Here is a 26,487-nt window from a genome sequence, read left to right as displayed (position 1 = left end):
ACGTGGCCCACGCCACCTCAGGTGCGGTAGGCGTAGTAGATCGCCCCGGGGTACGACGCGATGATGCTCGCTACCGACTTCCGGTAGGTGTTGGTCGAGTGGTACGTCACGTACGGGACGCCCATCCGGCTGCGGTACGTGGTGATCATCGAGTGATCCTTGGACCCGTCACCGTCGAAGTCCATCTGCAGGATGTCGCCGACGTCCATCTGGTAGACGTTCGACAGGTTCGCCGCCCGCTTGGTGGACAGCGTGTGCCACGCCCACTCGTTGGCGCCGACCCAGGAGTCGGACTGGTTCGCCTTGCTGTACCACCACTTGTGGTAGTCGGAGGTGTCCGAACCCGGCACGTCCTTCCAGCCGCCCGCCTTCAGCGACTGGCTGATGAAGTTGGTGCAGTCACCGCCCGCGACGTTGAAGCTGCGGTAGGCGGGGTTGTAGTTACGCCAGTACTTCTCGGCGTAGGCGGCCATGGCCTTGTAGTCCAGACCGCCCTTGGCGGGGGTCAGGTTCTTCGGCTTGGCGTTCCTGCTGCCGGGGTACCGGGTCGAGGCCGGGCTGCCGTTGAGGTCGATGCTGCCGGTCGCCGCCACCGCCGTGCGGGGCTCGTTGATGGCGCCGGGGCCGTCGTCCTGCGGACGAATACCCGTCAGCTCCCACTTCCCGCCCTTGCCGAGGGAGAAGCTGAGCTCGTGGTGAGCGGTGAAGCCGGTGGTCGACGGCTCGTCACCGCGGATCTTCTTGTACGTGAGAACCGTGGTCTCGGTGACGCGGACCGTGGCCCGGTCGCCCTTGACGGTGGTCTTGTCGACCGAGGTCTTGGTGTCGGCGTCCGTGTACGCCTCGCCGAGGGCGGCGAGCCAGGACTTGCGCATCTTCAGCGACGACAGTCCGGTGTCCTCGGCCTTCGAGAGGCCGGCGGAGAGACGGGCCTTCCCGTCGAGCTTGGTCGCCTTGCGGTCGGCCGAGCGGGAGTCCAGAAGGACCGAGGTGCGGTCGTTCAGTACGGCGTCGGCTATTCGCCCGAAGGCCTCGACCGTCGCGCTGTCCGCCGTGCGGGACTCCGGCTTGCCCGCCGCGAACGCGGCCGAGGTGGGCAGGAGAGCGGCCGTCGCGGCCACCGTCACAGCCGCCCCAACAGCGGCTCTGAATCTCGTTATGTGCACGATGTTTCCCCTTGTCGCCCGGTCCGAGCGGACCGGGGACGGAATCTTCGCACATACCTCGGATTACCGGTGGTATGAGTGATCATTGCATGGATCGGCGGCTTCTCCCGAACGCGTATGGTCAAAAAATGGTCCAGACCGACGAGTCGAGCCCGTCGGCCTGGTCTCATTTCGTCAGCCGACCCCCACCCACCACTACTTGTCGTACAGCGTCCACAACTGATTGTTGGGTCCCTCGCCCTGCTCCTCGACCGTCACGGCCTTGTCGGTGCCGTTCGCCTGGAGCACCGTGTCCTCGAACTTCTTGTTGATGATCTCGGTCTGGCTCTGCGTGAGGTCCACGATCCAGCGCTGGGCCAGGTTGCCCTTGTCGCACTTGGCCAGTTTCGCCGCGCTGTGCACGGCCGCGGCGGTGATGCACGTACCGAAGCGCGTGTTCTTGATCGTGTAGACGCCCAGCCCGTCGGGCTGGGTCGCCACTCGGTCGAACGTCCACACCTGGTCCGCGTAGCCGGCGTCTCTCGCCCAGATGTCGGCGCCCTCATGGGCGTCGAGGTTGGTGTTGTCGAGGTACGACTGAACGGACTTGGTAAAGGACTCGGGAGGCACATCCGCGGCCGCGGCCGGGTTTCCTGTTGCAACGAGGGTGCCCGCCAGCAGGGCCGGTACCGCCGCCGCAAAGATCGACTTGCCGGTGACACGCATTGCATCGCTCCATTCGGTCGAAACCATGCGATCCGGAGAACAGCGCGAACATTTCCATTCGCTTTTGCTTACGGCAAGTGCCGAAACCGGCCAAGCAATCGACGCATTCGCCCCTTATGCCGGAACCGACTCCTCCGGTCGCGGATCGGTCGCCAGCACGTCCTCGTCCGGACGGTCATCGATCGGCCGCGGCCCGAGCCAGGAGACCGCCAGGGCCACCACCAGGTTCACCCCCAGCGCGAGCGCGCCCGCGTTCACGCCCCACAGAGGGTCGTGTTCGGTGAAGACGAGGGCGCACACCAGCGCCCCTCCCACCACGAGCCCGCTCACCGCGCCCCACAACGTCAGTCGCCGCCACACCAGCCCCAACAGGATCATCGGGACCAACTGCGCCATCCCCTCGTACGAAATCAGCGAGAGCCGCACGAGCGTATTGGGCGTCAGATACGTCAGAACGAGCGCCAGCGCACCCGCCACGACCACGACGACCTGCGCCGCGAGCCGCTGCCGCCGCGGCCGGCCGACCAGAGCGGGAATCACCCCCAGCACGCTCTTCCCCCACATCGTGCCGATGACCAGCATGAACACGGCCATGGGAACGATCGACGAAAGGGCCGCGGCCACACCGGTGACTCCGACCGCCCACGCAGGCAGCGAGTCGGTCACGAGCTTGAACAAGGCCAGGTTGGACCCGGCACCCACCAGCCCCGGCACCACGAAGAGAGCCGCCATACCCAGCAGCATCGGAACGAACAGCAGCACGTTGTAGAACGGCAGAAGCACCGCATTACGACGCAAGGCGTCGGCACTGCGCGCGCCCAGATACCCCGCCACGGTGGTCGGGAAGATGACGACCGTCAGCGAGTTGAGGAAGCTCGTGGTCGCGAACCAGGTCGCGTCAAGGCCACTACCACCATGCCCGGAGAGCGTCAGCCACCCGGGCTTCTCCGCGACGAGCCGGTCCAAAAAGGGACCATAACCATCAAAGTAATGATGCGGGACATAGATCGCCAGAAAGCCCAGCGTCACAATGACCATCACGTCCTTCAGCACCGACACCCAGGCGCTCCCCCGCAGCCCGCTCACCACCACGAACCCGGTCGTCACCGCGAAGGCGATGAAGTAGGCCCAGTTCAGGCTGATGGCCCCGTACGAGATGGTCGAGACGACGACACCCATGCCGGTGATCTGCAGCTGGATGTACGGGAGCAGACACACGGTCGCCAGGACCGCGACCACCGTGCCGAGCCAGGGGCGGCCGTAGCGGTGGGCGACCATGTCGGTGATGGTGACCAGGCCGTGACGCCGGGCGTACGACCAGAGGGTCGGGCCCACCACGTAACCGATCGCATAGCCGCAGGACATGTAGGCGATGACGTAGAGCACCGGAGCGCCGTGGTTGTAACCCCACCCGGCGGCGCCGAGGTAGCTGAAGCTGGTGTAGCCCTCGCCGGCCATCAGCACCCAGATGAAGACGGTGCCGAGGCTACGGCCGCCGACGGACCATTCGGCGAGGCCGGTGGAGCGTCCGTGGCCACGCACGGCCAGCAAGCCAAGGGCCACGGTCAGCACCATGAAGACCCCGAAGACGGTCGTCGCGACCGCCGCGTTGCCGCTCACACCCGCCCCCGCTTGCGATCGCCCCGCCATGCAAAGAAGACGGCGACAGGAGTCAGCAGAGTGGCGGCAAGCAGCCAGAAGAAGAAAAAGGGAAGCCCCAGAACCGTAGGCCGCACCCGATCAACGAGCGGAAGCACCCCAAGGAAGAGCACATACGGAACGAGCAACCACAACAAGGCGGGACGTTTCAACACAGGCCGACCCTAACCGGGTCGATGGACGCGACCGGAGGCGACGGGACCGCAGGGGTGGGGGTCCGGGGCGCTGACGTGTATTTGTGGGCCAATCGCGGGTGCCCGTGACGTCCGGGGCGCCGGCCCGTAAATATACGGCCCCGGACCCCCACCCCGGAGGGCCCGGCGCCGCCCCCTTACGGACGGGGCTCAGCCCCCCAACCCCCTGGTCAGCCCGTAAATGCACAACCCCGCCAACGCGCCCACCACCGTGCCGTTGATCCGGATGAACTGCAGGTCCCGCCCGATGTGCGCCTCGATCTTCCGGGACGTGTGCTCCGCGTCCCAGCCCGCGACCGTGTCCGTGATGAGCAACGTGATCTCATCCCGGTACGTCGTCACGACGTAAACGGCCGCATCCTCCAGCCACCCGTCGACCTTCTCCCGCAACCGCTCGTCGCCGGCCATCCGCGCCCCGAGCGACAAAATCCCCGCCCGCACCCGCAGCCGCAACTCACTCCGCTCGTCCTCCGCCGCCGCCACGATCATGGCCCGCACCGACGCCCACACCGACGCGATGACGTCCTGCACCTCACCCCGCCCCAGCAGGTCGGACTTCAGCCGCTCCACCCGCGCCCGCGTATCCGTATCGGACTGCAAGTCGCGCGCGAAATCCCCAAGAAAACGATCGACGGCGCCGCGCGCCGGATGGTCAGGCATGTCACGCATCTCGCCGGCGAACCGCAGCAGCTCCTTGTAGACCCGCTCGCCGACCTTCCGGTCGACGAACCGCGGCGTCCACCCGGGCGCACCCCCGGTGACAGCCTCCATCACGGAGTCCCCGTGGGCGACGAGCCAGTCGTGGGCGCGGACGCACACGAGGTCGACGACCTTCCGGTGCCCGCCGTCCGCGACGACCTTCTCCAGCATCGCGCCGATGCCGGGCGCGACTTCGGCGGCGTCGGCGCGCCGGGTGATGGCCTCGCCGACAACGGCCTGCACATCGGAGTCACGCAGCACGGTCAAAGCACCACGCACCGCCGTGGCCAGCTCATCGGTGACCCGGTCGGCGTGCTCGGGCCGGGAGAGCCAGGCGCCGAGCCGGGAGCCGATGCCGACGGCCCGCAACCGGACCCGCACCACCTCACCGCTGAGGAAGTTCTCGCCGACGAAGTCGCCGAGGCTCTGACCTAGCTGGTCCTTCTTCGTGGGAATGATCGCGGTGTGCGGGATGGGCAGGCCCATCGGGCGCCGGAAGAGCGCGGTGACGGCGAACCAGTCGGCGAGGGCGCCGACCATGCCGGCCTCCGCGGCGGCGGCCACGTAGCCGGCCCAGGCCCCCGCGCCCGCCGACTGGGACCACTTCGCAAGCCCGTACACCAGTGCGACGGCCAGCAAAAGCCCTGTTGCGAGGGCCTTCATCCGCCGCACTCCCCGGCGTTTCTCCTCGTCGGCCGCGCTGTAGGTGAGACTGCCCAGCGGAGCGGGCATCACCCGTTTGGCGGACATCACCGCATCACCCGTTCGGCGGTACCCGCGTCCTCACCGGCGGTACCCGCGTCCCCATCGGCAGTACCCGCATCCTCACCGGCAGTACCCGCATCCTCATCGGCGGTACCCACGCCCCCGCCCGGCGACCGTTTCATCCGCACCACCCGTTCAAGCCGACTTCCCGTGCATTGTCCTTACCCGGCCTACTCCTGGAACGGACCGGGAGTTCCCCGCGTCTGACAAGTCGCATGTGACACGTTGCGTGACCCCTCAGGCCGACGGGCGACCCCCGAGACCCCCGTGGGATCATGGAACGGCGATCGGACCGCGAGGGCGCTGTTGCTGATCAGTCGCTGTTTCCGTCCCCGGTTCCGCTTCCGCACCCGGAGCTTCCCGCTCCGCTCTCTTCCAGGAGACACCCGCAATGAACAGGCCACCCCTGCCCCGCGGTACGGCCTATGCCGTCCTCGCCGCGCTGGCGGCCGTGGTGATCATCGTCTCGACCGCGATATTCATCGGGGTCGGCGGTCATGACGGACAGGCTGTCACCAGCTCGCACGAGACGCACCGCTCCGCCGAGCCCGCCGCCTCCGGGGAATGGGTCGGCTCCTGGGCCACCGCGCCGGCCGCGGCCGAGCCGAACACCGCCAAGGGCTTCGCGGGCATGTCGATCCGCAATGTGGTCCACACCAGCATCGGCGGCACCGGCGCCCGCATCCAGCTTTCCAACCTCTACGGGACCCTGCCACTCGCCGTCACCCACGCCTCGCTCGGCGTGGCCGCGGCCCCCGGCTCCCCGGCCGCCGCACCCGGCAGCATGCAGCGCCTGACGTTCGCCGGGCAGCCCACGGCCACCGTGCCGGCCGGCGGGTCCCTGCTCAGCGACCCGGTCCGGATGGCCGTCCCGGCCGCGGCCGACCTGCTCGTCACCACATACTCGCCGACCCCGTCGGGCCCGGTCACCTACCACCCGAACGCCCGGCAGATCTCCTTCGTCGCGCACGGCGACCACACCGAGGAGCCCCTCGGGACCGCGTACACCACGAAGACGCCGTACTGGCGCTACCTGACGGCCGTGGACGTGTGGAGCCAGGAGGCGCACGGCGCGGTCGTCGCCCTCGGCGACTCCATCACGGACGGCGTGACCTCCACCGTCGGCGCCAACCGCCGCTGGCCGGACTACCTGGCCGCCCGGCTGCGCACGGAGCCCGGCGCCCCGCGCTACGGCGTCCTGAACGAGGGCATCAGCGGCAACCGCATACTCCTGAGCAACTCGGCCTCGCCGGCGGCGAACAACCCCAGCGGCCTCTCCCGCTTCGACCGCGACGTGCTCAACCGTACGGGTGCCCGCGTCGTCGTCATGGCGCTCGGCGTCAACGACATCCTGCGCAAGCCGCAGGTCGAGAACCCGCAGCAGATCGTCAACGGCCTGCGGGCGATGGTGCAGCGGGCGCACGCGCGCGGCCTGCGGGTGGTCGGCTCGACGCTGATGCCGTTCGGCGGGCACAAGGGCGCGGTGGACCGCCAGGAGATGACGCGTCAGGGGGTCAACGAGATCATCCGCTCGGGCGGTGTCTTCGACGCGGTCGTGGACTTCGACCGGACGCTGAGGGACCCGGAGACCCCGGAGCAGCTGCTCCCGGCGTACGACTCGGGGGACCACCTGCACCCGAGCGACGCGGGCTACGAGGCCATGGCGCGTGCGCTGGACCTGGAAAGCCTGAAGGGCGAGGCGGCCGCAGCACTGTAGGTCTGGGGGCTTCGCCCCCGGGCTCCCGGTGAGCGCCCTACTCCAGCGACTTACCCCGCTCCTCGCGATCCAGCCGCCGCTGTTCACGCCGCTCCTCGCGGAGCCGCTGCCGCTCCTCGCGCGTGACCTTCCGGTCCACCCCCACCCCGCCCCAGAAGGCGAAGCCGGTCACCCGTACCCGCGGGGAGCCCGGGGTGCCCGGGCCGGAGGCCTTGTCGTCGAAGCCGCCCATGATGCCGATGCCCCCGACGTGCACGTCGAGGTCGGGCGGCACGATGACCTGCACGCCGCCCATGACGGCGAAGCAGCGGATGACGATCTCGTCGTCCTCGAAGCGCGCCTCGCGCAGGTCGATCTCGCCGCCGCCCCAGAAGGCGAAGGCGGTGAAGCGGCGGGGTACGGTCCAGGTGCCCCGGCGCTGGAAGCCGCCCAGGACGCCGACGGCCACCGTGCCGCCCGCGGGGCCGCCGATGCGCCCCGCCCAGCTCGGATCCGACGGCGCGGGCGCGGTCGCGCCGGCGGGCTTGGTGAGGGAGACGACGGCGCCGGGGGCGGGCAGGTCGCGCACGAGGGGTTCGAGCTCGCCGTGCGTGCGCGCCTTGTAGGCCGCTTCCAGCCGTTCCTCGAACTCCTCCATGGTCAGCCGGCCCTCGGCGACGGCCTCGCGCAGGGCCTCGGCGACGCGCTCCCGCTCCGCGTCGGAGGCCCGCATGTCAGGAAGTTCGCTCATCATACGAACAGCGTAGCGAGCGGAAGAATCGATTCGGGCTGTTCTCCCAGAGGGGACATTCACCGCAACGGCCCCGCCGGGGCGCATCTCGTACCGCATCCGGTCGTTGAACCTCGGCAGCGTCGGCCCCGGTTTTCACCCCCCGGAGCGGCCGGCGCCCGACCCGGACGGCCGAGCCGGGTCTGCCCGGTGTGCCGAACGCGCCATTGGCGCGGAACGCATGATGCGACAGTGTTCGACGGGATGTACGACGTGTACGAAGCACAGCGGACCGCCCGACACGAGACCGCGCCGCCGTGACCGAACCAACGGCGGCGGCCGAGGAGTCCCTACAGACATGAGCGACGAGCACGCACAGCGGGCCGCCGGGGGCGGCCGTGGCGCACCGGCGGGCTGGGCGCCCAGGGAGACCAACGGCCCGGGCCGCGGCGGCGGGCACGGCGGCCGGCCCGGGACACCGGGGCGGCCGGAGCGGCCCGGTGGCGGCAACGGAAACGGGAACGGCAACGGCGGCAACGGAAACGGCCGCCCCCGCCGCACCGGCTGGCGGCGCCTCCTGCCCACCTGGCGGATGGTGCTGGGCGGCTTCCTGCTGATCGTCCTGCTCGTCGCGGGCGGCCTCATCGCCGGGTACATGCTCGTGCAGATCCCCGCCGCCAACCAGGCCGCGGTCGCCGAGAGCAACGTCTTCCTCTACGCCGACGGCAGCCAGCTGGCGCGCGACGGCGAGGTGAACCGCGAGAGCGTGCCGCTCAGCAAGGTCCCCAAGGACGTCCAGCACGCCGTGCTCGCCGCCGAGGACCGCGACTTCTACTCCGAGTCCGCCGTGAACCCCGAGGCGATGCTGCGCGCCGCCTGGAACACCGTCACCGGCAAGGGCAAGCAGTCCGGCTCCACCATCACCCAGCAGTACGTGAAGAACTACTACCTGGGCCAGGAGCAGACCATCACCCGCAAGGTGAAGGAATTCTTCATCGCCATCAAGCTGGACCGCGAGGAGAGCAAGGACGACATCCTCGAAGGCTATTTGAACACCAGCTACTTCGGCCGCAACGCCTACGGCATCCAGGCCGCCTCGCAGGCGTACTACGGCAAGGACTCCGACAAGCTCGACACCGCCGAGGGCGCCTACCTCGCCACGCTCCTCAACGCCCCGAGCCTGTACGACGTCGGCGCCCACCCCGAGAACCAGGCGCGCGCCACCGCCCGCTGGAACTACGTCCTCGACGGCATGGTCAAGAAGAAGTGGCTGAGCCAGGCCGACCGCAGCGCCATGAAGTTCCCCGCGCCCGGCAAGGCGCGGGCGCGGCTCGGCATGTCCGGCCAGCGCGGCTATCTGGTGGAGGCGGTCAAGGACTACCTCACCAGCAACAAGATCGTCGACGAGCAGACGCTCGCCCGCGGCGGCTACCGCATCACCACGACCATCGAGAAGAAGAAGCAGGACGCCTTCGTCGGCGCCGTGCAGAAACAGCTGATGGACGAACTCAGCGACGACCGCACGGTCGACCGGTACGTGCGGGCGGGCGGGGCCTCCATCGACCCCCGTACCGGCAAGGTCGTCGCCCTCTACGGCGGCATCGACTACACCAAGCAGTTCGTCAACAACGCCACGCGGCGCGACTTCCAGGTCGGCTCCACCTTCAAACCGTTCGTCTTCACCTCGGCGGTCGCCAACGACGCGTCCACGCAGGACGGGCGCACCATCACCCCTTACACGCTCTACGACGGCACGAACAAGCGCCCGGTCCAGGGCCCGAACGGGCCCGTCGGCTATGCCCCCGCCAACGAGGACGACATCTCGTACGGGCAGATCACCGTCACCAAGGCCACCGACCTGTCCGTCAACGCCGTCTACGCCCAGATGGCCCAGGACGTCGGCCCGGCCAAGGTCAAGGACACGGCCGTCGCCCTCGGCATCCCCGAGAACACCCCCGACCTCAACGCCAACCCCTCCATCGCCCTCGGCGTCGCCAACGCCAGCGTCCTCGACATGACCCAGGCCTACGCGACGCTCGCCAACCACGGGCGGCACGGCGCGTACACCCTGGTCGACAAGGTCGCCAAGGGCGCCGAGATCGTCCCGCTGCCCGCCAAGGACGTCAAGCAGGCCGTGACGCGCACGGCCGCCGACACCACCACCTCGATCCTGGAGAGCGTCGTCGACAACGGCACCGGCCGCGGCGCGCAGGCCGCGGGGCGGCCGGCGGCAGGCAAGACCGGCACCGCGGAGGACGACAAGGCCGCGTGGTTCGCGGGCTACACCCCCGATCTCGCGACGGTCGTCGCCGTGATGGGCCAGGACTCCGACACCGGCGAGCACAAGTCCCTCTACGGGGCCGCCGGGCAGGCCCGCATCAACGGCGGCGGCTTCCCCGCCGACATCTGGGCCGCCTACACCTCCGCCGCCCTGCGGGGCACCCCGGTCAAGGACTTCGACCTGGAGCTGGAGAGCGGCGCCCGGATCCCGACCATGGAGCCGCCGGTCACCTCGGCGCCGCCGGAGACCTCCGCGCCGCCGTCGGTGCCGGCGCCGCCCACCGGGCCGCCCACGCCGTCGTTCCCGCCGCTGCCGCCCACCGGGCCGCCGACGGGCTTCCCGACGGGGCCGCCGTCGCCGCCGTCGTTCCCGGGGATCCCCACGTTCATCCCGAACGAGCCGAAGGACGGGCGGGGGGTCGGGGGCCTGGACCGGGACCTGCTGGGCGGCGACTACTGACCACCTGGGCCGCGGGCGGCCCCGGCCGGGCAGGTCAGTGGCCCGAGGTCGCCTTCAAACCCACGACCGCCACCAGCAACAGCACAATAAAAAAGATCCGCGCGGCCGTGGCCGGCTCGCCCAGGACCAGCATGCCCAGGACGGCCGCACCGGCCGCGCCGATGCCGACCCACACGCCGTAGGCCGTACCGATGGGGAGGGACTTCGCCGCCTGGGACAGCAGCAGCATGCTGGCGGCGATACCCGCGATGGTGAACACGCTCGGCCACAGCCGGGTGAACCCTTCGGTGAACTTCATGCCGATCGACCAGCCGACTTCGAGCAGACCGGCGACGGCGAGCAGGACCCATGCCATGACGGCACCTCCGTGGATGACGGTTTCCAGGGGTGCGTCGTCTTGTCCTGACCCGGTACGGCGCGTCTCGTCGGGTTCAGACAACCGTACCAAAAGGGGCGTACTACAGGTACAGCCCCGTCGAGTCCTCGGACCCCTCCAGCCGCTCCGCGGCCACGGCGTGCAGATCGCGCTCGCGCATCAGCACGTACGCCACGCCCCGGACCTCGACCTCGGCGCGGTCCTCGGGGTCGTACAGCACGCGGTCGCCCGGCTCCACCGTGCGCACGCTCTGCCCGACCGCCACCACCTCGGCCCAGGCCAGCCGGCGGCCCACCGCCGCCGTCGCGGGAATGACGATGCCGCCGGAGGACCGGCGCTCGCCCTCCGGGATGTCGGTCCGGACCAGCACGCGGTCGTGCAGCATCCGGATGGGCAGCTTGTCGTGCGTGGTGTTCGTACTCACGCAGACGACCGTACCCGCCCGCACGCGGCCCCGCGGCCACAGATCACGGATCCGCGGATGTGAGCTACGCCCCGCGGCGCTTCGACGATACGGCGATCAGCCCGATCACACCGACGGCGACCATCGCCACCGGTACGATCCGCTCCAGGCGGGGAGCGCCCTCCTCGGTGGTGAAGCGCGCCTTCGCGTCCGACACCAGGCGGTGCGCCGCCGCGCAGGCGCGGCCCGCGGTGTGGTCCACCTTCGCGGCGACCTTCGCCTTCGCGTCGCCCATGATCGTGGCCGGGTGCATCCGCACGCCGATCTCGTCGAGCGTCACGGCGAGCTCGCTCCGCCTGCGGGCGATGTCCGCCTCGATCTGCGCAGGGGTCCTGGCTTCCGACACCGCGCTGCCTCCGTCGTCTCGATAAGAGTGATGATGAGTGATGACGACAGTCTGTCAGCTCGCCGGACCCCGTGCCCCGCGGCACCCCCGATCGGGCCGGTGACTACGCTCGGGACGCAGGCCCACGACCCGAGGAGAGCCATGAGCGAGCGACTGCAGCCCGGTGACACCGCCCCCGCCTTCACCCTTCCCGACGCCGACGGCAACCCGGTCTCGCTCGCGGACCGCAAGGGCCGCAAGGTGATCGTCTACTTCTACCCCGCCGCGCTCACCCCCGGCTGCACCAAGCAGGCCTGCGACTTCACCGACAACCTCGACTTCCTCGCCGGCCACGGCTACGACGTGATCGGCGTCTCCCCCGACAAGCCGGAGAAGCTCGCGAAGTTCCGCGAGAAGGAGAGCCTCAAGGTCACGCTCGTCGGCGACCCCGAGAAGAAGGTGCTGGAGGCGTACGGGGCGTTCGGCGAGAAGAAGCTGTACGGGAAGACCGTCACCGGGGTGATCCGGTCGACGGTGATCGTCGACGAGGACGGGAAGGTCGAGCGCGCGCTCTACAACGTGAAGGCCACGGGCCACGTAGCGAAGATCATCAAGGACCTGGGCCTGTAAGGCCGGACGCCGGGCGGGCTTGATCTCTTCAAGCCCGTCATCCGTCACTCGCCCTCCGCAGGAGCCTCCGCCTCCGGTAGTTCCAGGACCGCCCGCGCGCCTCCGCCGTCCGCCGTGCCGAACTCCAGCCGTGCCCCCAGGACCACCGCCTGGCCCACCGCGATCGTCAGCCCCAGGCCGTGGCCCGTGCCGCGCTCCGGGGCCGCGGTGCGGAAGCGGCGCGGGCCCTGGTCCACCAGGTCCGGCGGATAGCCGTCGCCGTGGTCGCGCACCACGATCCGCGTGCCCTCCACCGTGACCTCGATCGGCGGCTTCCCGTGCTTCGCCGCGTTGGCCAGGATGTTCACCAGGATGCGCTCCACCCGGCGGGCGTCGGTCGCCACGATCCGGCCCTCGCCGACCACGTCGACCGCGACGTCGTTCACGCCGCGCTGGCCCTGGGCCCGCTTGACGATCCCGCGCACCAGCGTGGGCAGCTCCACGGCGTCCAGCTGGGCGCGCTCCCGGCCGGCGTCCAGCCGGGACACCTCCAGCAGGTCCTCCACCAGCACCCGCATCGTCTGCGCGCGCTCGCGCACCATCTCCACCGCGCGCGGGTGCGGCAGCAGCTCCGCCGAGGCCACGAGCCCGGCCACCGGTGTGCGCAGCTCGTGCGCGACGTCCGCCGTGAACTCCCGCTCCGCCTCCACGCGCGCCGCCAGCGACGTCGCCATGTGGTGCACGGAGCGGCCCAGCTCCGCGACCTCGTCCCGGCCGCCGGCCGCCAGCGCCTCCGCGTCCGGCGGCTCGCCCGCCGCGATCCGCCGGGCCGCGGCCGCACTCATCCGCAGCCGCCGCGACAGGCTCTGCGCCACGAACCAGGCGACCACCGCCATCAGCGCCACCGTCGCCGCACCCGCCACCAGCAGCGCCTTGTCCAGCGCCGTCATCAGCGGATCGCGGTCCGGGTAGGGGGCCGACACCGACAGCACCTTGTCGCCGCCGACCGCCGTGGCCGCCCACACCCGCGGGTCCTCCCCGCCGCTGATGTACGTACCCGAGCGGCCCCGCGCCACGGCCTGCGCCAGCGGGAACGGCAGCGCCGCATCGTCCAGTTGGGCGCCCAGGGCGAGCGTGCTGTCGCGCTGGTAGATCTGCAGCGCCGAACTCAGCAGGTCGTCCTGGTAGGCCTGGGCCTGCCGGTCGCGCTCCGCCGCGGAGATGTGGTGCACGGCCAGCCCCAGCACCACGACGGCGAGCGCGGTGACGAAGGAGATCGCGAGGGCGATCCGGCCACGGATACCCATCACGCGATCGTGTACACCTCTTTCGCCTTCGCATGGGGGGTGGCACCCGTGTAGCTGACCTCGATGCCCGTGAAGGCCATCATGCCGTCGACCTTCGTGACGTCGTACAGCCGCAGCCGCGCCGGGAAGGAGGCCGGGGAACCGCCGCCGGCCGCGCCCGAGACCAGCACCACGCCGGAGCCGTCCGCGCCGTCGGCACCGAACGAGTCCCACTTGATGTCGCTGGCCACCACCCCGGCGTTCGAGCAGTTCAGCGTGATGATCTTCGGCTCCACGACCGGCTTGCCGACCCCGCACTCGCGCACGCCCGGCATCTCCCGCGGGGCCCGCTCCGGCGTCGCCTCCGCCGCTTCCCGGACGGGGTGCGCCTTCTGCGCCGCCGCCGTCTTCGGGGCGTTGGCGACCGTGCCCGACCGGTCCTCGGCCCGGCTGAACCACACGCCGCCGAGCGCCAGCACCGTCACCGCCGCGAAGATCGCCAGGACGGTGCGCATGCCGGGGCGGCGGGGCGCAACACGGTCGGCCATCGGCCCTCTCTCTGGTCTTTCCGGTGTTCGTGGGTCCGGCTGCTGTACGTCCCCGCTGTGAGGGACGGTGAAATCGGGCCGCGCGTTCCCTTCATGCCTATATCAGCTTCCGGGGCGCGCCGGGCGCCGGGCGTGACCAATCTCCCTATCGGCGGGCGCACCGGTTTGAGCCGCGGCACAGCGTGCAGACGCAGGCCCGTACGCAACGCCGCGCAACCGTGAGGGGGCCGAGCCGTGCCCAACGGCAGCAGCACCGAGGCCGGGAACAACGGGACCGCCGGGAACGCCGGGCACGACCCGGCCGCCGTCAGACGCCACCCGGCCCTCTTCCGGGCCGTCGCCCGCCGCCGCAACCCGCGGCTGCGGCGCACGGACATCACCGTCACGGACGAGCGGACGGTCAGACGGGCGGTCAAGGCGGCGGCGCTCGGCAATGCCATGGAGTGGTTCGACTTCGGCATCTACAGCTATCTCGCCGTCACCCTCGGAAACGTCTTCTTCCCCTCCGGGAACGACACGGTGCGCCTGCTGTCCTCGCTCGCGACCTTCGCCGTGGCCTTCCTCGTCCGGCCGCTCGGCGGGATGTTCTTCGGCCCGCTCGGCGACCGGATCGGCCGCAAGCGCGTCCTGGCCCTGACGATGGTGCTGATGGCCTCCGGCACCTTCGCCATCGGCCTGATCCCGTCGTACGCGGCCATCGGCTTCTGGTCACCCGTGCTGCTGATCTGCTTCCGGATGCTGCAGGGCTTCTCCACCGGCGGCGAGTACGGGGGCGCCGCGACCTTCATCGCCGAGTACGCGCCCGACAAGCGCCGCGGCTACTTCGGCAGCTTCCTCGAATTCGGCACCCTGGCCGGGTACGTCGGCGCGGCCGGCCTCGTCACCGCCATGACCTCAGCCCTCGGCGGCGACGCGATGACCGACTGGGGCTGGCGCGTCCCCTTCCTCGTCGCCGGCCCGCTCGGCCTCGTCGGCCTCTACCTGCGGATGAAGCTGGAGGACACCCCGGCCTTCCGGAAGCTGGAGGAGGAAGAGGAGACCGGCGGCACCGAACTCAAGGAGATCTTCACCGCGCAGTGGGCGCGGCTGCTGCTGTGCATCGTCCTGGCCGGGGCGTACGGCATCACCGACTACATGCTGCTGTCGTACATGCCGACGTACCTGACCGACCAGCTCGGCTACGACGACACGCACGGCCTGCTGATCCTCATCGCCACGATGGTCCTGCTGATGGCCGTCATCACCGGCGTGGGCCGGCTCAGCGACCGCATCGGCCGCAAGCCGCTGCTGATGGCGGGCCTGGGCGGCTTCGTCGCACTGTCGGCCCCGGCGTTCCTGCTGCTCAAGCAGGGCAGCCTCGCCGCGGTCCTCGGCGGCATGCTGATGCTCGGCCTGCCCCTGGTGTGTCTCCTCGGCACGATGTCCGCCGTCCTCCCCGCCCTCTTCCCCACCCACGTCCGCTACGGCTCCCTGGCCATCGGCTACAACATCTCCACGTCCCTCTTCGGCGGTACGACACCCCTGGTGATCACGGCCCTGATCCACGCCACGGGCAGCGACATGACGCCGGCGTTCTACACGGCGGGCGCTGCGCTGATCGGCATGGTCGCGGTCGCCTTCATGCGGGAGACGGCCCGGCAGCCGCTGGAGGGCTCACCGCCGGCGGTGGCGACGCGGGAGGAGGCGGAGGAGATCGTCACGTCCCGGTCCCCCGAACCGAAGTTCTGACGGTCCGTGGGGTGCGCGGAGGTGCGCACGGGCCGGCTTGGCCGGTCCGCCTACAGGGCCGGCGGCCGGCCCGATAGCATGGTCAGCGCCTCGCGGCCGTGGTGGAATTGGCAGTCACGCTGGGTTTAGGTCCCAGTGGGGTAACACCCGTGAGGGTTCGAGTCCCTCCGGCCGCACGGACACACGAAGGGCCGTCCCGCACCGGCGGGACGGCCCTTCCGTCTGTGGTCGGCTCTGCCTGTGGTCCGCTCCGTCTGCGGTCCGCTCCGTCTGTGCTTCAGCCCAGCAGCTCGCGCACCACCGGCACCAGCCCCCGGAACGCCTTCCCGCGGTGGCTGATCGCGTTCTTCTCCTCCGCCGTCAGTTCGGCGCAGGTGCGACTCTCGCCCAGGGGCTGCAGGACCGGGTCGTAGCCGAAGCCGCCGCCGCCCGCCGGCTCGTGGCGCAGGGTCCCCTCCAGGCGGCCCTCCACCACGCGCTCCGTGCCGTCCGGCAGAGCCAGGGCCGCCGCGCAGGCGAAGTGGGCGCCGCGGTGTTCCTCGGCGATGTCGGAGAGCTGGGCGAGGAGGAGGTCCAGGTTGGCCTTGTCGTTGCCGTGGCGGCCGGCCCAGCGGGCGGAGAAGATGCCGGGGGCGCCGTTCAGGACGTCCACGCACAGGCCCGAGTCGTCGGCGACGGCCGGGAAGCCGGTGGCCCGGGCGAGGGCGTGGGCCTTGAGGAGGGCGTTCTCGGCGAAGGTGACGCCGGTCTCCTTGACGTCCGGGATCTCGGGGTAGGCGTCGGCGCCGACGAGCTCGACGTCGAGGCCGGCCGCCTCCAGGATGGCGCGGAGCTCGGTGACCTTGTTGGCGTTGCGGGTGGCGAGGATCAGGCGCTTCATACGGCGATTATCCCGGCCCTCCCCCGGTCCGCTGCGGCCTACTTCGACGTGCACACCTTCGACAGCTCGCCCGCCGCGTCCGTCAGCGGCGTGAGGTCCGGGTTCTTGTCGTCCCGCAGGGCGTCGCGGACGTTCCCGATGGCCTTCTGGAGGTGGTCGAGAGCCTTGCCGACGTCGACATTGCCGCTCTTGTCCTTGAGCTTCTTCGTGTCCTTCTCGAGGTTGTCGAGGATCTTGCCCGCGTTGTCGGTGTCGGACGCCGTGTCGGTGACGCTGCGCTGGAGGTCGTCGACGTCGTCCGATATCTCCAGGCCCAGGCGGGCGCAGTCCACGGCCTTCTGGGCGGTGGAGCAGCCGGCGGCGAGCGGTACGGCGAGCGCGGCGGCGGCCAGTGCCAGTGCTGCCTTACGTGCGGGCATGAGGGTTCCCTCCCCTGTGAGACTGCTACGGGCGTACGGCCCGGTCTTCCCGGCCGTACGCCCGTAGGAACGCTCCGGATCCCTCCGGTGGTTGCCCGGCGGTCGCTTACAGCGTCGCCGCGAGCGCCTCGCGCTGGGCGGCGTCGAGTGCGGCGCAGCCGCTGACGGCGAGGTCGAGGATGCCGTTGAGCTCGTCGCGGGTGAAGGGCTCGGCCTCGGCGGTGCCCTGGACCTCGACGAAGCGGCCGTCGCCGGTGCAGACGACGTTCATGTCGGTCTCGGCGCGGACGTCCTCCTCGTAGCAGAGGTCGAGGAGGGGGACGCCGTCGACGATGCCGACGCTGACGGCGGAGACGGTGCCGGTGAGCGGCTGCCGGCCGTGCTTGATCAGCTTCTTGCCCTGGGCCCAGGTGATGGCGTCGGCGAGGGCGACGTAGGCGCCGGTGATGGCGGCGGTGCGGGTGCCGCCGTCGGCCTGGAGGACGTCGCAGTCGAGGACGATGGTGTTCTCGCCGAGGGCCTTGAAGTCGATCACGGCGCGCAGGGAGCGGCCGATGAGGCGGGAGATCTCGTGGGTGCGGCCGCCGATCTTGCCGCGGACGGACTCGCGGTCGCCGCGGGTGTTGGTGGAGCGGGGCAGCATCGAGTACTCGGCGGTGACCCAGCCCTCGCCGGAGCCCTTGCGCCAGCGGGGCACGCCCTCGGTGACGCTGGCGGTGCAGAAGACCTTGGTGTCTCCGAAGGAGATGAGGACGGAGCCCTCGGCGTGCTTGCTCCAGCCGCGCTGGATGGTCACGGGGCGGAGCTGGTCGGGCGTGCGGCCGTCGATGCGAGACATGGTGATGAGCCTACTGGCATCACGAAGGGCCCCGTTCCGGATCCTGCGGGTTCCGGGAGCGGGGCCCTTCGCGGGTGAGCCGGGTGGCTCACATCATGTCTTCGATCTCACCGGCGATCGGGTCGGCGTCGGTGCCGATGACGACCTGGATGGCGGTGCCCATCTTGACGACGCCGTGGGCGCCGGCGGCCTTGAGCGCGGCCTCGTCGACCAGCTCCGGGTCGGCCACCTCGGTGCGGAGACGGGTGATGCAGCCCTCGATCTCCTCGATGTTGTCGATGCCGCCGAGGCCGGCGACGATCTTCTCAGCCTTGCTGGCCATGTCCACTCCTGGTTGTCTTCGGCCCTTCGGCGGTACCACCGACCGGCTTCCACACGGTAAACCACGTTCAGCCCAACTATGCGGGCAAATGTCCGCCATCCGGCACAGGATGGCCTCACTCACCACCTCGCATAAGTGGTCTACACCAGTATGCGGCAAGTACCGAGTGGACCGTCGCCCGGGCGGCGGCCGGGAGGACGCAGATGAGCACGGACGCCACGGCGGCACCGGGGCAGGGCCGGTGGCGGGAGCGCCGGCAGACCCTCTTCTCCAACCTGCAGAAGATGGGCCGCAGCCTCCAGCTGCCGATCGCGGTGCTCCCGGCCGCGGGCATCCTCAACCGGCTCGGCCAGCCCGACGTCTTCGGCAAGGACGGGCTGGGCTGGACGGACGTGGCGAAGGTCTTCGCGGGCGCGGGCGGCGCCCTGCTGGACTCGGGGCTCGGCCTGCCGCTGCTCTTCTGCGTGGGCGTGGCCATCGGGATGGCGAAGAAGGCGGACGGCTCGACGGCGCTGGCGGCCGTGGTGGCCTTCCTCGTCTACTTCTCCGTGCTGCACCAGTTCCCGCAGGACTGCCCGGCCGAGACGACGTTCACCGGGGCGGGGCTGTGGAGCGGGGTGTGCGTCTCCATGGGCGGGCAGCTGTCCCCGGCGAGCTTCCAGAACCCGGGGGTCTTCGGCGGCATCGTGATCGGCCTGCTCAGCGCGTGGTTCTGGATGCGCTTCCACCGGGTGCGGCTGGTGGACTGGCTGGGCTTCTTCAACGGGCGGCGCCTGGTGCCGATCCTGATGTCGTTCGTGGCGCTGCTGTTCGCGGTGGTCTGCCTGTTCGTCTGGCCGCCGGTGGGCGATGCGCTGACGAGCTTCAGCAAGTGGCTGTCGGACCTGGGATCGGGGGGAGCCGGCGTCTTCGGCGTCGCGAACCGCGCACTGCTGGTGGTGGGCCTGCACCAGTTCCTCAATACGTTCATGTGGTTCCAGTTCGGCGATTACACGAAGCCGGACGGCACGGTGGTGCACGGTGACATCAACCGCTTCCTGGCGGGCGATCCGCACGCGGGCCAGTTCACGACGGGCTTCTTCCCGATCATGATGTTCGCGCTGCCGGCGGCGGCGCTGGCGATCGCGCACTGCGCGAAGCCGCACCGGCGCAAGGAGGTGGCGGGCATGATGCTCTCGGTGGGCCTGACGTCCTTCGTCACGGGCATCACCGAGCCCATCGAGTACTCGTTCCTCTTCATCGCGCCGCTGCTGTACGCGGTGCACGCGCTGCTGACGGGCGTCTCGATGGCGGTGAGCTGGGGACTGGGGGTGCACGACGGCTTCAGCTTCTCGGCGGGCCTGATCGACTACGTGATCAACTGGGGGCTGGCGACCAAGCCGTGGCTCATCATTCCGATCGGGCTGTGCTTCGCCGTCGTCTACTACGCGATTTTCCGGTTCGCGATTACGAAGTTCGACCTGCCGACTCCGGGGCGTGAGCCGGAAGAGCTCGCGGAGGAGATCGAGCGCGGGAACGTGAAGGAGTAATCGCAGCCCGTCACCGAGAGCAGGACGTCACCAAGGGCCCCGGAGCCGCCCCGCCCCGGGGCCTTTCCGTGCGCCCGGAGCTGTGCGCGAAGCCACTGGGAAGGACGGATTCCTTTATCCCGGACTCACGTGCTACAACAGGTCTAAACCACTGAGTGGTGTAGACCAAAAGCGGGCCGTCCCCCCTTCCCCCGAGCGCCCGCCTCACCTGGAGGAATCCGATGAGTAAGAGCGCCAAGGCGGCAAAGGCGGCGCCTGACGACGCCGCTTCGCCGGAGAAGCCGGAGAAGAAGCCCGCGGAGAAGCCCGCGGACAAGAAGCCCGCGAAGAAGAAGGACGCGGCTCCGGCGGAGAAGAAGAAGTCCGGCGCCGGCGCCATGGCGATCGCCCAGCGTATCGGACGCAGCCTGATGCTGCCGGTCGCGGTGCTCCCCGCCGCCGCGCTGATGGTCCGCCTCGGCCAGGGCGACATGCTGGGCAAGGAGTCCTTCCCGGCGTTCCTCAACAAGATCGCCGAATTCATGTCCGCCGGCGGCGGCGCGATCCTCGACAACATGGCGCTGCTGTTCGCCGTGGGTGTCGCGATCGGCTACGCCAAGAAGTCGGACGGCTCGACGGCCCTGGCCGCCGTGGCCGGTTACCTGGTCTTCAGCAAGGTCCTCGGCACCTTCACCGACGGCAGCCTCCCGAAGAAGGAGGCCGTGGTCGACCACAAGGTCGCCATGGTGGAGCAGGCCGTCGACGCCAAGGTCCTCGGCGGTGTCGTGATCGGCCTCGTGGTGGCGCTGATATACCAGCGCTTCTACCGCACCAAGCTGCCGGACTGGGCGGGCTTCTTCGGCGGCCGCCGCCTGGTGCCGATCCTGTCGTCCTTCGCGGGTCTGCTCATCGGTGTCGCCTTCGGTTACATCTGGCCGGTGCTCGGCACGGGCCTGCACAGCTTCGGCGAGTGGCTGGTCGGCTCCGGCGCGGTCGGCGCAGGCATCTTCGGTGTCGCCAACCGCGGTCTGATCCCGGTCGGCATGCACCACCTGCTCAACTCCTTCCCGTGGTTCCAGGCCGGTTCGTACGACGGCCCCAAGGGCACCGTCAACGGCGACATCGCCCGCTTCCTCGCCGGCGACCCCAACGCCGGCCAGTTCATGACCGGCTTCTTCCCGATCATGATGTTCGCGCTGCCGGCCGCCTGCCTCGCGATCGTGCACTGCGCCCGCCCCGAGAACCGCAAGGTCGTCGGCGGCATGATGTTCTCCCTCGCGCTCACCGCCTTCGTCACCGGCGTGACCGAGCCGATCGAGTTCACCTTCATGTTCGTCGCGCCGGTGCTCTACGCGATCCACGCGGTGCTGACGGGTGTCTCGATGGCCCTGACCTGGGCGCTCGGCATGAAGGACGGCTTCGGCTTCTCGGCCGGCGTCATCGACTTCCTGCTGAACCTGGGCATCGCCTCGAAGCCGTGGATGCTCGTCCTCGTGGGTCTGTGCTTCGCCGCGATCTACTATGTGGTCTTCCGCTTCGCCATCACGAAGTTCGACCTCAAGACCCCGGGCCGCGAGTCCGCGGAAGAGTCCGCCGAATTGAAGGCGTGACCCCTTAAGTAACGGCCTTACCGGCAAATGCCCCCGGAATCCATGGATTCCGGGGGCATTTGCTTGCCTATTTATAAGAAACAAAAAGAGCCGGTGAGTCAGAGCTCGTACACCGCGCCCGCCCGGGCGAGTTCGACCGGCCCGTCGTAGACGGCACGCGCATCGCGCAGGTTGGTCAGCGGGTCCGTCCACGGCGGGATGTGGGTGAGGACCAGCCGGCCCGCCCCGGCCCGCGCGGCGTGCTCGCCCGCCTCGCGGCCGTTGAGGTGGAGGTCGGGGATGTCCTCCTTGCCGTGGGTGAACGACGCCTCGCACAGCAGGAGGTCGGCGCCGTCGGCCAGGCCGTGCAGCTCCTCGCACGGGCCGGTGTCACCGGAGTAGACGAGGGCGCTGCCGTTGTGCTCGACGCGGAAGGCGAAGGCCTCCACGGGGTGGCGCACCCGGTCCGTGCGGACGGTGAGGGGGCCCAGCGAGAAGGTGCCGGGGGTGAGCGTGCGGAAGTCGAAGACCTCGCTCATGCACGAGTCGTCGGGCACGTCCCCGTACGCCGTGGCCAGCCGGTGCTCGGTGTCCCGCGGGCCGTAGACGGGGATGGCCTCGGCGCGCCCGCCCTCGTGCCGGTAGTAGCGGGCCACGAAGTAACCGCACATGTCGATGCAGTGGTCGGGGTGCAGGTGCGACAGCAGGATGGCGTCGAGGTCGTAGAGGCCGATGTGGCGCTGCAGCTCGCCGAGGGCGCCGTTGCCCATGTCGAGGAGCAGCCGGAAGCCGTCGGCCTCTACGAGGTAGCTCGAGCAGGCCGATTCCGTGGACGGGAACGACCCCGAGCATCCGACGACGGTGAGCTTCATGCGGGCCTGAACCTCCGTTGACTCGTGACGGGGGGCCATGCGGTCCGTCGAGCGTAAAGCGCGAACGGGACGGCCGCTCCTCCGCGAGGTGGGGTTGTGGCTGAAGTCACCGGTACGGACCCTTCTGGGCGGGCGGCGCAAGGGGGGTTCCGGGCGGATCCGCCGTCCGGGAGGATGTGTGACCGCATAGTCATGTGATCCGGCGCATCGGACAGCGGCTGACGGTGCGGCGGGAACAGCAGGAAGCAGAGGTGGCGTATGCGGCGCCCCGCACAATTCATGACGGCCCTGGTCTCCTTCCTCACCGCGCTGGTCCTCCCGCTCGCCACCAACCTGGCGAGCGGTTCGGTTCCCGGTCCCGTGCAGCCGTATCTGTGGCTGGCGTGGCCTGCCGCGGCGGTATCCGCCGGCGCCGCGGCCGTGTTGGAGGTCCACCGCAACCGGACCGCGGCCGACGGCGGACCGGGAAGCGCCGAGGCCGCCGAGCGGCTGTGCCGGGCGGCGGACCAGCTCGCCCGTACGCTGCACGAACAGTGGGCGGCCGAAGCGGAGCTGAGGATGCTGCACCGGCCGCAGCCACTGCACGTGCGGTGGTCCTCGACCGGCAGGCCCGTGGCCGGCGATCCTGTGGGCGTGCTCGGCCAGGGGACGGTCGGCGGGCGGCCCCTGCGGCTGCACCTGCGCGGCGGGATCGGCGGGACGGGCCGGGACACCGGCATCGTCGAGACCTTCTCCCGGCTGCCCCGGCGGCGGTTGGTGGTCCTCGGGGAGCCCGGCGCGGGCAAGACCGTCATGGCCATCCTGCTCACCCTCGACCTGCTGGAGCACCGGCGCGCGCAGGACGGCGGGCCGGTGCCGGTCCTGCTCACGCTCTCGTCCTGGGACCCGCGCGCCGAACACCTGCACACGTGGGTGGCCCGCCGGCTGCTGGAGGAGTACCCGGCGCTGGCGAACACCGCGGTGTTCGGGACGGATGCGGCCCGGCGGCTGGTGACCGAGGGCAGGGTGCTGCCGGTCCTCGACGGCCTGGACGAGCTGCCGGTGCCGCTGCACGCCAAGGCGGTCGAGGCGTTGGACGGCATCGCCCCGGGCGCCCCCTTCGTGCTCACGTGCCGCAGCGCGGAGTACGAGGCGGCGGTCGTCGCCGGGGGGACGGTGCTGGCCACGGCCGCGGTGGTGGAGCTGGAGCCGGTGGGGGTGCGGGAGGTGATCGCGTTCCTGACGGCGCGCGGGGTGGCCGGCGGCGACCGGTGGGCGGCGGTGGCGGCCCGCTTGCGGGAGGACCCGGGCGGGGTGGCGGCGAAGGTCCTCTCGCTGCCCCTGATGGCGGCGCTGGCCCGGGCCGTCTACACCGATCCGGCCAGGGATCCGGCGGAGCTCCTCGCTCCCCAGCGGTTCGCGGACGCGGAATCCATCGAGGGTCATCTGCTGGACGCCTTCATACCCGCGGTGTACGCGCACCGGCCGCTGCCCTCGGCCGGGGGCACGCCGGGGGCGGCCCCGCCCTACCCGGCCGAGGCGGCCGGCACGTGGCTCAGGTTCCTCGCCGGGCATCTTCAGCGGCAGCGGACGCGTGAACTGGCCTGGTGGCGGCTGTACACGTTTCTCTCCCCCCGCAAGCGGAGGGTCATCGCAGTGCTGTTCCAACTCGTGGCCGGATTCCTTGCCGGACTGGGGATCACGATCGGGACCGGGCCCGGGATCGGGCTTCCGACGGGAGTCGTCGCCGGGCTTGCCAGCGGGTTCGTGGTCGCCTCTCCCGCGCCGCCGGCGTACGCCAACTTCCGCATCCGCGGGCGGCTCGTGCTGTTCTGCAGGAAGACGCTCCACGGGCTGGGGATCGGGCTCGTGTGCGGAATCGGAGCACTGGTCACCCTCAGCCTCGCGGCGGCTTTCGGCGCGGAATTCGCAAGCGGTCCGAAGGAACTTCTCACCGTCGCCGTGGGGACGGGGGCGGGTGTCGGAACCGGCTTCGGTGTCATGATGTGGCTGCACACCCCGGCGGACGCGATCGGCTCACCGACTCCCCGGTTCGCGCTGCGGGACGACAGGCGTGTCAGCTGCATGCGGATCCTGGTGGAGTCGTTCGGGTCCGGGCTTCTCGCGGGGGTGCTGATCGGACGCCCCGGCTTCGGGCTTGTCATCGGTCTCCCTGCCGCGATGGCCGCGGGCCTCGGCGGGGGCCTGGCCATCGGGCTTGCCGACAGGTTCGCGCAACGACGGCGTTTCGGTCTGGGTGCGAGCAGTTGGGGCTGGTTCCTGCTCACCCGGACGTGGTTCGCACTGCGCGGCAAGCTCCCCTGGGGGCTGATGACGTTCCTGGACGACGCTCACCGCCGCGGCGTCCTGCGCCAGGTCGGCGCGGTCTACCAGTTCCGCCACGCCCGCCTGCAGGACCGCCTTGCGCCGCCACCTCCCGGCGGCCACGGCGGGGGAACCGGCCCGCGGCCATGACCCCTCCGTGACCCCGCCGGGACGGGCCCTACGCCCAGAGCTGGCCCTGCAGGGCCTCCACCGCCGCTTCCGTCGTGGGTGCCGTGTAGATGCCCGTCGAGAGGTATTTCCAGCCGCCGTCGGCCACGATGAAGGCGATGTCGGCGCTCTCCCCGGCCCGTTCGGCCTTGCGGGCCACGCCGAGGGCCGCGTGCAGGACGGCGCCGGTGGAGACGCCCGCGAAGATGCCCTCCTCGGCGAGGAGCTCGCGGGTGCGGCGCACGGCGTCCTCGGAGCCGACCGAGTAGCGCGTGGTGAGGACGGAGGCGTCGTAGAGCTCGGGGACGAAGCCCTCGTCGAGGTTGCGCAGGCCGTAGACGAGGTCGTCGTAGCGGGGCTCCGCGGCGACGATGCTCACGCCCGGCTTGTGCTCGCGCAGGTAGCGGCCGACGCCCATGAGCGTGCCGGTGGTGCCGAGGCCGGCGACGAAGTGGGTGATCTCGGGGAGGTCGGCGAGGAGCTCGGGGCCCGTGCCGGCGTAGTGCGCCCCGGCGTTGTCGGGGTTGCCGTACTGATAGAGCATCACCCAGTCGGTGTGCTCGGCGGCGAGCTCCTTGGCGACGCGGACGGCGGTGTTGGAGCCGCCCGCGGCGGGCGAGGAGATGATCTCCGCGCCCCACATGGCGAGCAGCTGCCGCCGCTCCTCGCTGGTGTTCTCCGGCATGACGCACACGATGCGGTAGCCCTTGAGGCGGGCGGCCATGGCCAGGGAGATGCCGGTGTTGCCGGAGGTGGGCTCGAGGATGGTGCAGCCGGGGGTCAGCCGCCCGCTCCGCTCCGCCTGCTCGATCATGTGCAGGGCGGGGCGGTCCTTGACCGAGCCGGTGGGGTTGCGGTCCTCCAGCTTGGCCCAGACGCGGACCGACTCGGACGGGGAGAGCCTGGGCAGCCGCACCAGCGGGGTGTTGCCGACCGAGGCCAGGTGGCTGTCGTAGCGCATGCTCTACGCCGCGCCTCAGACCATTCCGCCGGCGACGGCCGGGAGGATGGTGACGCTGTCGCCGTCGGTGAGCTCGGTGGCGATGCCGGCGAGGAAGCGGACGTCCTCGTCGTTGAGGTAGACGTTGACGAAGCGGCGCAGCTCGCCGGACTCGTCGACCAGGCGCTCGCGGATGCCCGCGTGGCGGGCGTCGAGGTCCTTGAAGAGCTCGTCGACGGTGGCGCCGTTGCCTTCGACGGCCTTCTTGCCGTCGGTGTAGGTACGGAGAATGGTCGGAATGCGGACCTCGATGGCCATGATGCGGCTCCTGTCGGCGTGCGGGTGGGGCACCTGGGGCGATCGTATCGATTCCGTGTGCGGCCGCCGGAGGTTCGTACCGGCATGCGGACAGCGGCGGCCGGCCGGAGGGCCGGAACTCAGTGAGCAGGGACCACGCTGACGTCCTCTTCGGTCACCTGGCCGTCCACTATGCGGAACGAGCGGAACTGGAAGGGGCCCTCGCCGTCGGTGTCGGCGGTGGAGACGAGCACGTAGTGGGCGCCGGGCTCGTTGGCGTAGGAGATGTCCGTACGGGACGGGTAGGCCTCGGTGGCCGTGTGCGAGTGGTAGATGACCACGGGCTCCTCGTCGCGGTCGTCCATCTCGCGGTAGAGCTTCAGCAGGTCCGCGGAGTCGAACTCGTAGAACGTGGGCGAGCGGGCGGCGTTGAGCATGGGGATGAACCGCTCGGGGCGGCCGCTGCCGGCCGGCCCTGCGACCACGCCGCAGGCCTCGTCGGGGTGGTCCGCGCGGGCGTGCGCGACGATCCGGTCGTACAGGTCCTGGGTGATGGTCAGCATGCGCCCCAGGATAGGCACGCGGGGATCGCCCGGGTAAAGCGCAGGGCCCGCCCGTACCGAGGAGTGGTACGGACGGGCCCGGATGCCGGACGGGTGAG

26 protein-coding genes, 1 tRNA gene and 1 riboswitch are annotated in these 26,487 nt (G+C 70.5%); of the genes, 8 read left to right on the top strand and 19 right to left on the bottom strand.

Translation table 11 applies throughout. The annotated features are described in order from the left end of the window. Positions 1 to 17 precede the first annotated feature (17 nt). From IE241_RS06000 to IE241_RS05980, 5 genes are all read right to left on the bottom strand, one after another. A complete protein-coding gene (locus IE241_RS06000; protein WP_229898845.1) occupies positions 18 to 1,127 on the bottom strand; it encodes an amidase domain-containing protein in 1,110 nt (369 codons plus the stop codon). A gap of 234 nt (positions 1,128 to 1,361) precedes the next feature. Beyond that, on the bottom strand, positions 1,362 to 1,871 hold the full coding sequence (locus IE241_RS05995) for an RICIN domain-containing protein (RefSeq protein WP_190020584.1): 510 nt from the start codon (positions 1,869 to 1,871) through the stop codon (positions 1,362 to 1,364). Between the two features lie 114 nt (positions 1,872 to 1,985). Then, positions 1,986 to 3,446 (bottom strand): sodium:solute symporter family protein, encoded by a 1,461-nt coding sequence (locus tag IE241_RS05990; RefSeq protein WP_229898938.1) that lies wholly within the window; start codon positions 3,444 to 3,446, stop codon positions 1,986 to 1,988. A 41-nt stretch (positions 3,447 to 3,487) separates the two neighbouring features. After that, positions 3,488 to 3,685 (bottom strand): DUF3311 domain-containing protein, encoded by a 198-nt coding sequence (locus IE241_RS05985; protein WP_229898843.1) that lies wholly within the window; start codon positions 3,683 to 3,685, stop codon positions 3,488 to 3,490. Between the two features lie 189 nt (positions 3,686 to 3,874). Next, entirely contained in the window at positions 3,875 to 5,173 is a 1,299-nt protein-coding gene (locus IE241_RS05980) for a DUF445 domain-containing protein (protein WP_190020582.1), read from the bottom strand. A 406-nt stretch (positions 5,174 to 5,579) separates the two neighbouring features. Between IE241_RS05980 and IE241_RS05975 the strand changes: the two genes are divergently transcribed. After that, a complete protein-coding gene (locus IE241_RS05975) occupies positions 5,580 to 6,905 on the top strand; it encodes an SGNH/GDSL hydrolase family protein (RefSeq protein WP_190020581.1) in 1,326 nt (441 codons plus the stop codon). 37 nt (positions 6,906 to 6,942) lie between these two features. Here IE241_RS05975 and IE241_RS05970 read toward each other — a convergent pair whose 3' ends face one another. Continuing rightward, positions 6,943 to 7,638, bottom strand: coding sequence for a DUF1707 SHOCT-like domain-containing protein (locus IE241_RS05970; RefSeq protein ID WP_373300591.1), 696 nt, complete (start codon positions 7,636 to 7,638; stop codon positions 6,943 to 6,945). 334 nt (positions 7,639 to 7,972) lie between these two features. Between IE241_RS05970 and IE241_RS05965 the strand changes: the two genes are divergently transcribed. After that, the gene (locus tag IE241_RS05965; protein WP_190020580.1) at positions 7,973 to 10,354 is read left to right on the top strand and encodes a transglycosylase domain-containing protein; all 2,382 of its coding nucleotides are present in this window, start codon (positions 7,973 to 7,975) and stop codon (positions 10,352 to 10,354) included. Between the two features lie 34 nt (positions 10,355 to 10,388). On the opposite strand, the gene IE241_RS05960 is transcribed toward IE241_RS05965, so the two are convergent. The 3 genes from IE241_RS05960 to IE241_RS05950 all read right to left on the bottom strand — a co-directional run bounded on the left by IE241_RS05960 (position 10,389) and on the right by IE241_RS05950 (position 11,539). Beyond that, the gene (locus tag IE241_RS05960) at positions 10,389 to 10,709 is read right to left on the bottom strand and encodes a DMT family transporter (protein ID WP_058044297.1); all 321 of its coding nucleotides are present in this window, start codon (positions 10,707 to 10,709) and stop codon (positions 10,389 to 10,391) included. A 31-nt stretch (positions 10,710 to 10,740) separates the two neighbouring features. Then, positions 10,741 to 10,801, bottom strand: a riboswitch (guanidine-III (ykkC-III) riboswitch). Between the two features lie 11 nt (positions 10,802 to 10,812). Further along, on the bottom strand, positions 10,813 to 11,115 hold the full coding sequence (locus IE241_RS05955) for a GroES family chaperonin (protein ID WP_058046871.1): 303 nt from the start codon (positions 11,113 to 11,115) through the stop codon (positions 10,813 to 10,815). 103 nt (positions 11,116 to 11,218) lie between these two features. Further along, positions 11,219 to 11,539, bottom strand: coding sequence for a DUF3618 domain-containing protein (locus tag IE241_RS05950; protein WP_190020579.1), 321 nt, complete (start codon positions 11,537 to 11,539; stop codon positions 11,219 to 11,221). A gap of 141 nt (positions 11,540 to 11,680) precedes the next feature. Here IE241_RS05950 and bcp point away from each other — a divergent pair, with 141 nt between their 5' ends. Further along, entirely contained in the window at positions 11,681 to 12,148 is a 468-nt protein-coding gene (bcp, locus tag IE241_RS05945; protein WP_190020578.1) for a thioredoxin-dependent thiol peroxidase, read from the top strand. A 44-nt stretch (positions 12,149 to 12,192) separates the two neighbouring features. Here the strand turns inward: bcp and IE241_RS05940 are convergent, their stop codons facing one another. Both IE241_RS05940 and IE241_RS05935 read right to left on the bottom strand, forming a co-directional pair. Further along, positions 12,193 to 13,434, bottom strand: coding sequence for a sensor histidine kinase (locus IE241_RS05940; protein ID WP_190020577.1), 1,242 nt, complete (start codon positions 13,432 to 13,434; stop codon positions 12,193 to 12,195). Further along, positions 13,434 to 13,961 carry a hypothetical protein gene (locus IE241_RS05935; protein WP_190020576.1) on the bottom strand — a complete coding sequence of 176 codons (528 nt, stop codon included), beginning with the start codon at positions 13,959 to 13,961 and terminating at the stop codon, positions 13,434 to 13,436. The genes IE241_RS05940 and IE241_RS05935 overlap by 1 nt, the downstream gene beginning before the upstream one ends. 234 nt (positions 13,962 to 14,195) lie before the next feature. Between IE241_RS05935 and IE241_RS05930 the strand changes: the two genes are divergently transcribed. Then, entirely contained in the window at positions 14,196 to 15,689 is a 1,494-nt protein-coding gene (locus IE241_RS05930; RefSeq protein WP_190020575.1) for an MFS transporter, read from the top strand. 92 nt (positions 15,690 to 15,781) lie between these two features. Then, positions 15,782 to 15,865: transfer RNA gene (locus IE241_RS05925), tRNA-Leu, on the top strand. A 101-nt stretch (positions 15,866 to 15,966) separates the two neighbouring features. Here IE241_RS05925 and rdgB read toward each other — a convergent pair. The 4 genes from rdgB to IE241_RS05905 form a co-directional block, all read right to left on the bottom strand. Next, entirely contained in the window at positions 15,967 to 16,569 is a 603-nt protein-coding gene (gene rdgB / locus IE241_RS05920; RefSeq protein ID WP_190020574.1) for an RdgB/HAM1 family non-canonical purine NTP pyrophosphatase, read from the bottom strand. A 38-nt stretch (positions 16,570 to 16,607) separates the two neighbouring features. Beyond that, on the bottom strand, positions 16,608 to 16,988 hold the full coding sequence (locus tag IE241_RS05915; protein ID WP_190020573.1) for a hypothetical protein: 381 nt from the start codon (positions 16,986 to 16,988) through the stop codon (positions 16,608 to 16,610). 106 nt (positions 16,989 to 17,094) lie between these two features. Further along, positions 17,095 to 17,826: a ribonuclease PH gene (rph, locus tag IE241_RS05910; protein WP_190020572.1), complete on the bottom strand. Its 732-nt coding sequence runs from the start codon at positions 17,824 to 17,826 to the stop codon at positions 17,095 to 17,097. An 88-nt stretch (positions 17,827 to 17,914) separates the two neighbouring features. Then, positions 17,915 to 18,148 (bottom strand): PTS sugar transporter subunit IIB, encoded by a 234-nt coding sequence (locus IE241_RS05905; protein WP_030369451.1) that lies wholly within the window; start codon positions 18,146 to 18,148, stop codon positions 17,915 to 17,917. Between the two features lie 203 nt (positions 18,149 to 18,351). Between IE241_RS05905 and IE241_RS05900 the strand changes: the two genes are divergently transcribed. Both IE241_RS05900 and IE241_RS05895 read left to right on the top strand, forming a co-directional pair. Then, the gene (locus tag IE241_RS05900; protein ID WP_190020571.1) at positions 18,352 to 19,677 is read left to right on the top strand and encodes a PTS transporter subunit EIIC; all 1,326 of its coding nucleotides are present in this window, start codon (positions 18,352 to 18,354) and stop codon (positions 19,675 to 19,677) included. A 377-nt stretch (positions 19,678 to 20,054) separates the two neighbouring features. Next, positions 20,055 to 21,266: a PTS transporter subunit EIIC gene (locus IE241_RS05895; RefSeq protein ID WP_190021046.1), complete on the top strand. Its 1,212-nt coding sequence runs from the start codon at positions 20,055 to 20,057 to the stop codon at positions 21,264 to 21,266. A gap of 98 nt (positions 21,267 to 21,364) precedes the next feature. Here IE241_RS05895 and IE241_RS05890 read toward each other — a convergent pair whose 3' ends face one another. Beyond that, entirely contained in the window at positions 21,365 to 22,117 is a 753-nt protein-coding gene (locus IE241_RS05890) for an MBL fold metallo-hydrolase (RefSeq protein ID WP_190020570.1), read from the bottom strand. Positions 22,118 to 22,375: 258 nt separating this feature from the next. Between IE241_RS05890 and IE241_RS05885 the strand changes: the two genes are divergently transcribed. Then, entirely contained in the window at positions 22,376 to 24,571 is a 2,196-nt protein-coding gene (locus IE241_RS05885) for an NACHT domain-containing protein (protein ID WP_190020569.1), read from the top strand. A gap of 28 nt (positions 24,572 to 24,599) precedes the next feature. Here the strand turns inward: IE241_RS05885 and IE241_RS05880 are convergent, their stop codons facing one another. From IE241_RS05880 to IE241_RS05870, 3 genes are all read right to left on the bottom strand, one after another. Continuing rightward, the gene (locus IE241_RS05880; protein WP_190020568.1) at positions 24,600 to 25,550 is read right to left on the bottom strand and encodes a PLP-dependent cysteine synthase family protein; all 951 of its coding nucleotides are present in this window, start codon (positions 25,548 to 25,550) and stop codon (positions 24,600 to 24,602) included. A gap of 15 nt (positions 25,551 to 25,565) precedes the next feature. Next, entirely contained in the window at positions 25,566 to 25,847 is a 282-nt protein-coding gene (locus IE241_RS05875) for a MoaD/ThiS family protein (protein ID WP_190020567.1), read from the bottom strand. A 119-nt stretch (positions 25,848 to 25,966) separates the two neighbouring features. Continuing rightward, entirely contained in the window at positions 25,967 to 26,389 is a 423-nt protein-coding gene (locus IE241_RS05870) for a M67 family metallopeptidase (RefSeq protein ID WP_190020566.1), read from the bottom strand. Positions 26,390 to 26,487 lie beyond the last annotated feature (98 nt).

It is taken from the genome of Streptomyces hiroshimensis, assembly GCF_014650335.1.
GTDB classification, from domain to species: Bacteria; Actinomycetota; Actinomycetes; order Streptomycetales; family Streptomycetaceae; genus Streptomyces; species Streptomyces hiroshimensis.
The sequence above is the reverse complement of the archived record's forward strand: the minus strand, read 5'-3'. Positions and strand labels throughout refer to the sequence as shown.

Bases quoted from the DNA above. Each gene is read 5' to 3' on its own strand.
- IE241_RS05995 (WP_190020584.1), bottom strand. From the start codon at position 1,871: ATGCGTGTCACCGGCAAGTCGATCTTTGCGGCGGCGGTACCGGCCCTG.
- IE241_RS05990 (WP_229898938.1), bottom strand. From the start codon at position 3,446: ATGGTGCTGACCGTGGCCCTTGGCTTGCTGGCCGTGCGTGGCCACGGA.
- IE241_RS05980 (WP_190020582.1), bottom strand. From the start codon at position 5,173: ATGTCCGCCAAACGGGTGATGCCCGCTCCGCTGGGCAGTCTCACCTAC.
- IE241_RS05975 (WP_190020581.1), top strand. From the start codon at position 5,580: ATGAACAGGCCACCCCTGCCCCGCGGTACGGCCTATGCCGTCCTCGCC.
- IE241_RS05970 (WP_373300591.1), bottom strand. From the start codon at position 7,638: ATGATGAGCGAACTTCCTGACATGCGGGCCTCCGACGCGGAGCGGGAG.
- IE241_RS05965 (WP_190020580.1), top strand. From the start codon at position 7,973: ATGAGCGACGAGCACGCACAGCGGGCCGCCGGGGGCGGCCGTGGCGCA.
- IE241_RS05960 (WP_058044297.1), bottom strand. From the start codon at position 10,709: ATGGCATGGGTCCTGCTCGCCGTCGCCGGTCTGCTCGAAGTCGGCTGG.
- IE241_RS05955 (WP_058046871.1), bottom strand. From the start codon at position 11,115: ATGCTGCACGACCGCGTGCTGGTCCGGACCGACATCCCGGAGGGCGAG.
- bcp (WP_190020578.1), top strand. From the start codon at position 11,681: ATGAGCGAGCGACTGCAGCCCGGTGACACCGCCCCCGCCTTCACCCTT.
- IE241_RS05940 (WP_190020577.1), bottom strand. From the start codon at position 13,434: ATGGGTATCCGTGGCCGGATCGCCCTCGCGATCTCCTTCGTCACCGCG.
- IE241_RS05935 (WP_190020576.1), bottom strand. From the start codon at position 13,961: ATGGCCGACCGTGTTGCGCCCCGCCGCCCCGGCATGCGCACCGTCCTG.
- rdgB (WP_190020574.1), bottom strand. From the start codon at position 16,569: ATGAAGCGCCTGATCCTCGCCACCCGCAACGCCAACAAGGTCACCGAG.
- IE241_RS05915 (WP_190020573.1), bottom strand. From the start codon at position 16,988: ATGCCCGCACGTAAGGCAGCACTGGCACTGGCCGCCGCCGCGCTCGCC.
- rph (WP_190020572.1), bottom strand. From the start codon at position 17,826: ATGTCTCGCATCGACGGCCGCACGCCCGACCAGCTCCGCCCCGTGACC.
- IE241_RS05905 (WP_030369451.1), bottom strand. From the start codon at position 18,148: ATGGCCAGCAAGGCTGAGAAGATCGTCGCCGGCCTCGGCGGCATCGAC.
- IE241_RS05900 (WP_190020571.1), top strand. From the start codon at position 18,352: ATGAGCACGGACGCCACGGCGGCACCGGGGCAGGGCCGGTGGCGGGAG.
- IE241_RS05895 (WP_190021046.1), top strand. From the start codon at position 20,055: ATGGCGATCGCCCAGCGTATCGGACGCAGCCTGATGCTGCCGGTCGCG.
- IE241_RS05890 (WP_190020570.1), bottom strand. From the start codon at position 22,117: ATGAAGCTCACCGTCGTCGGATGCTCGGGGTCGTTCCCGTCCACGGAA.
- IE241_RS05885 (WP_190020569.1), top strand. From the start codon at position 22,376: ATGCGGCGCCCCGCACAATTCATGACGGCCCTGGTCTCCTTCCTCACC.
- IE241_RS05880 (WP_190020568.1), bottom strand. From the start codon at position 25,550: ATGCGCTACGACAGCCACCTGGCCTCGGTCGGCAACACCCCGCTGGTG.
- IE241_RS05875 (WP_190020567.1), bottom strand. From the start codon at position 25,847: ATGGCCATCGAGGTCCGCATTCCGACCATTCTCCGTACCTACACCGAC.
- IE241_RS05870 (WP_190020566.1), bottom strand. From the start codon at position 26,389: ATGCTGACCATCACCCAGGACCTGTACGACCGGATCGTCGCGCACGCC.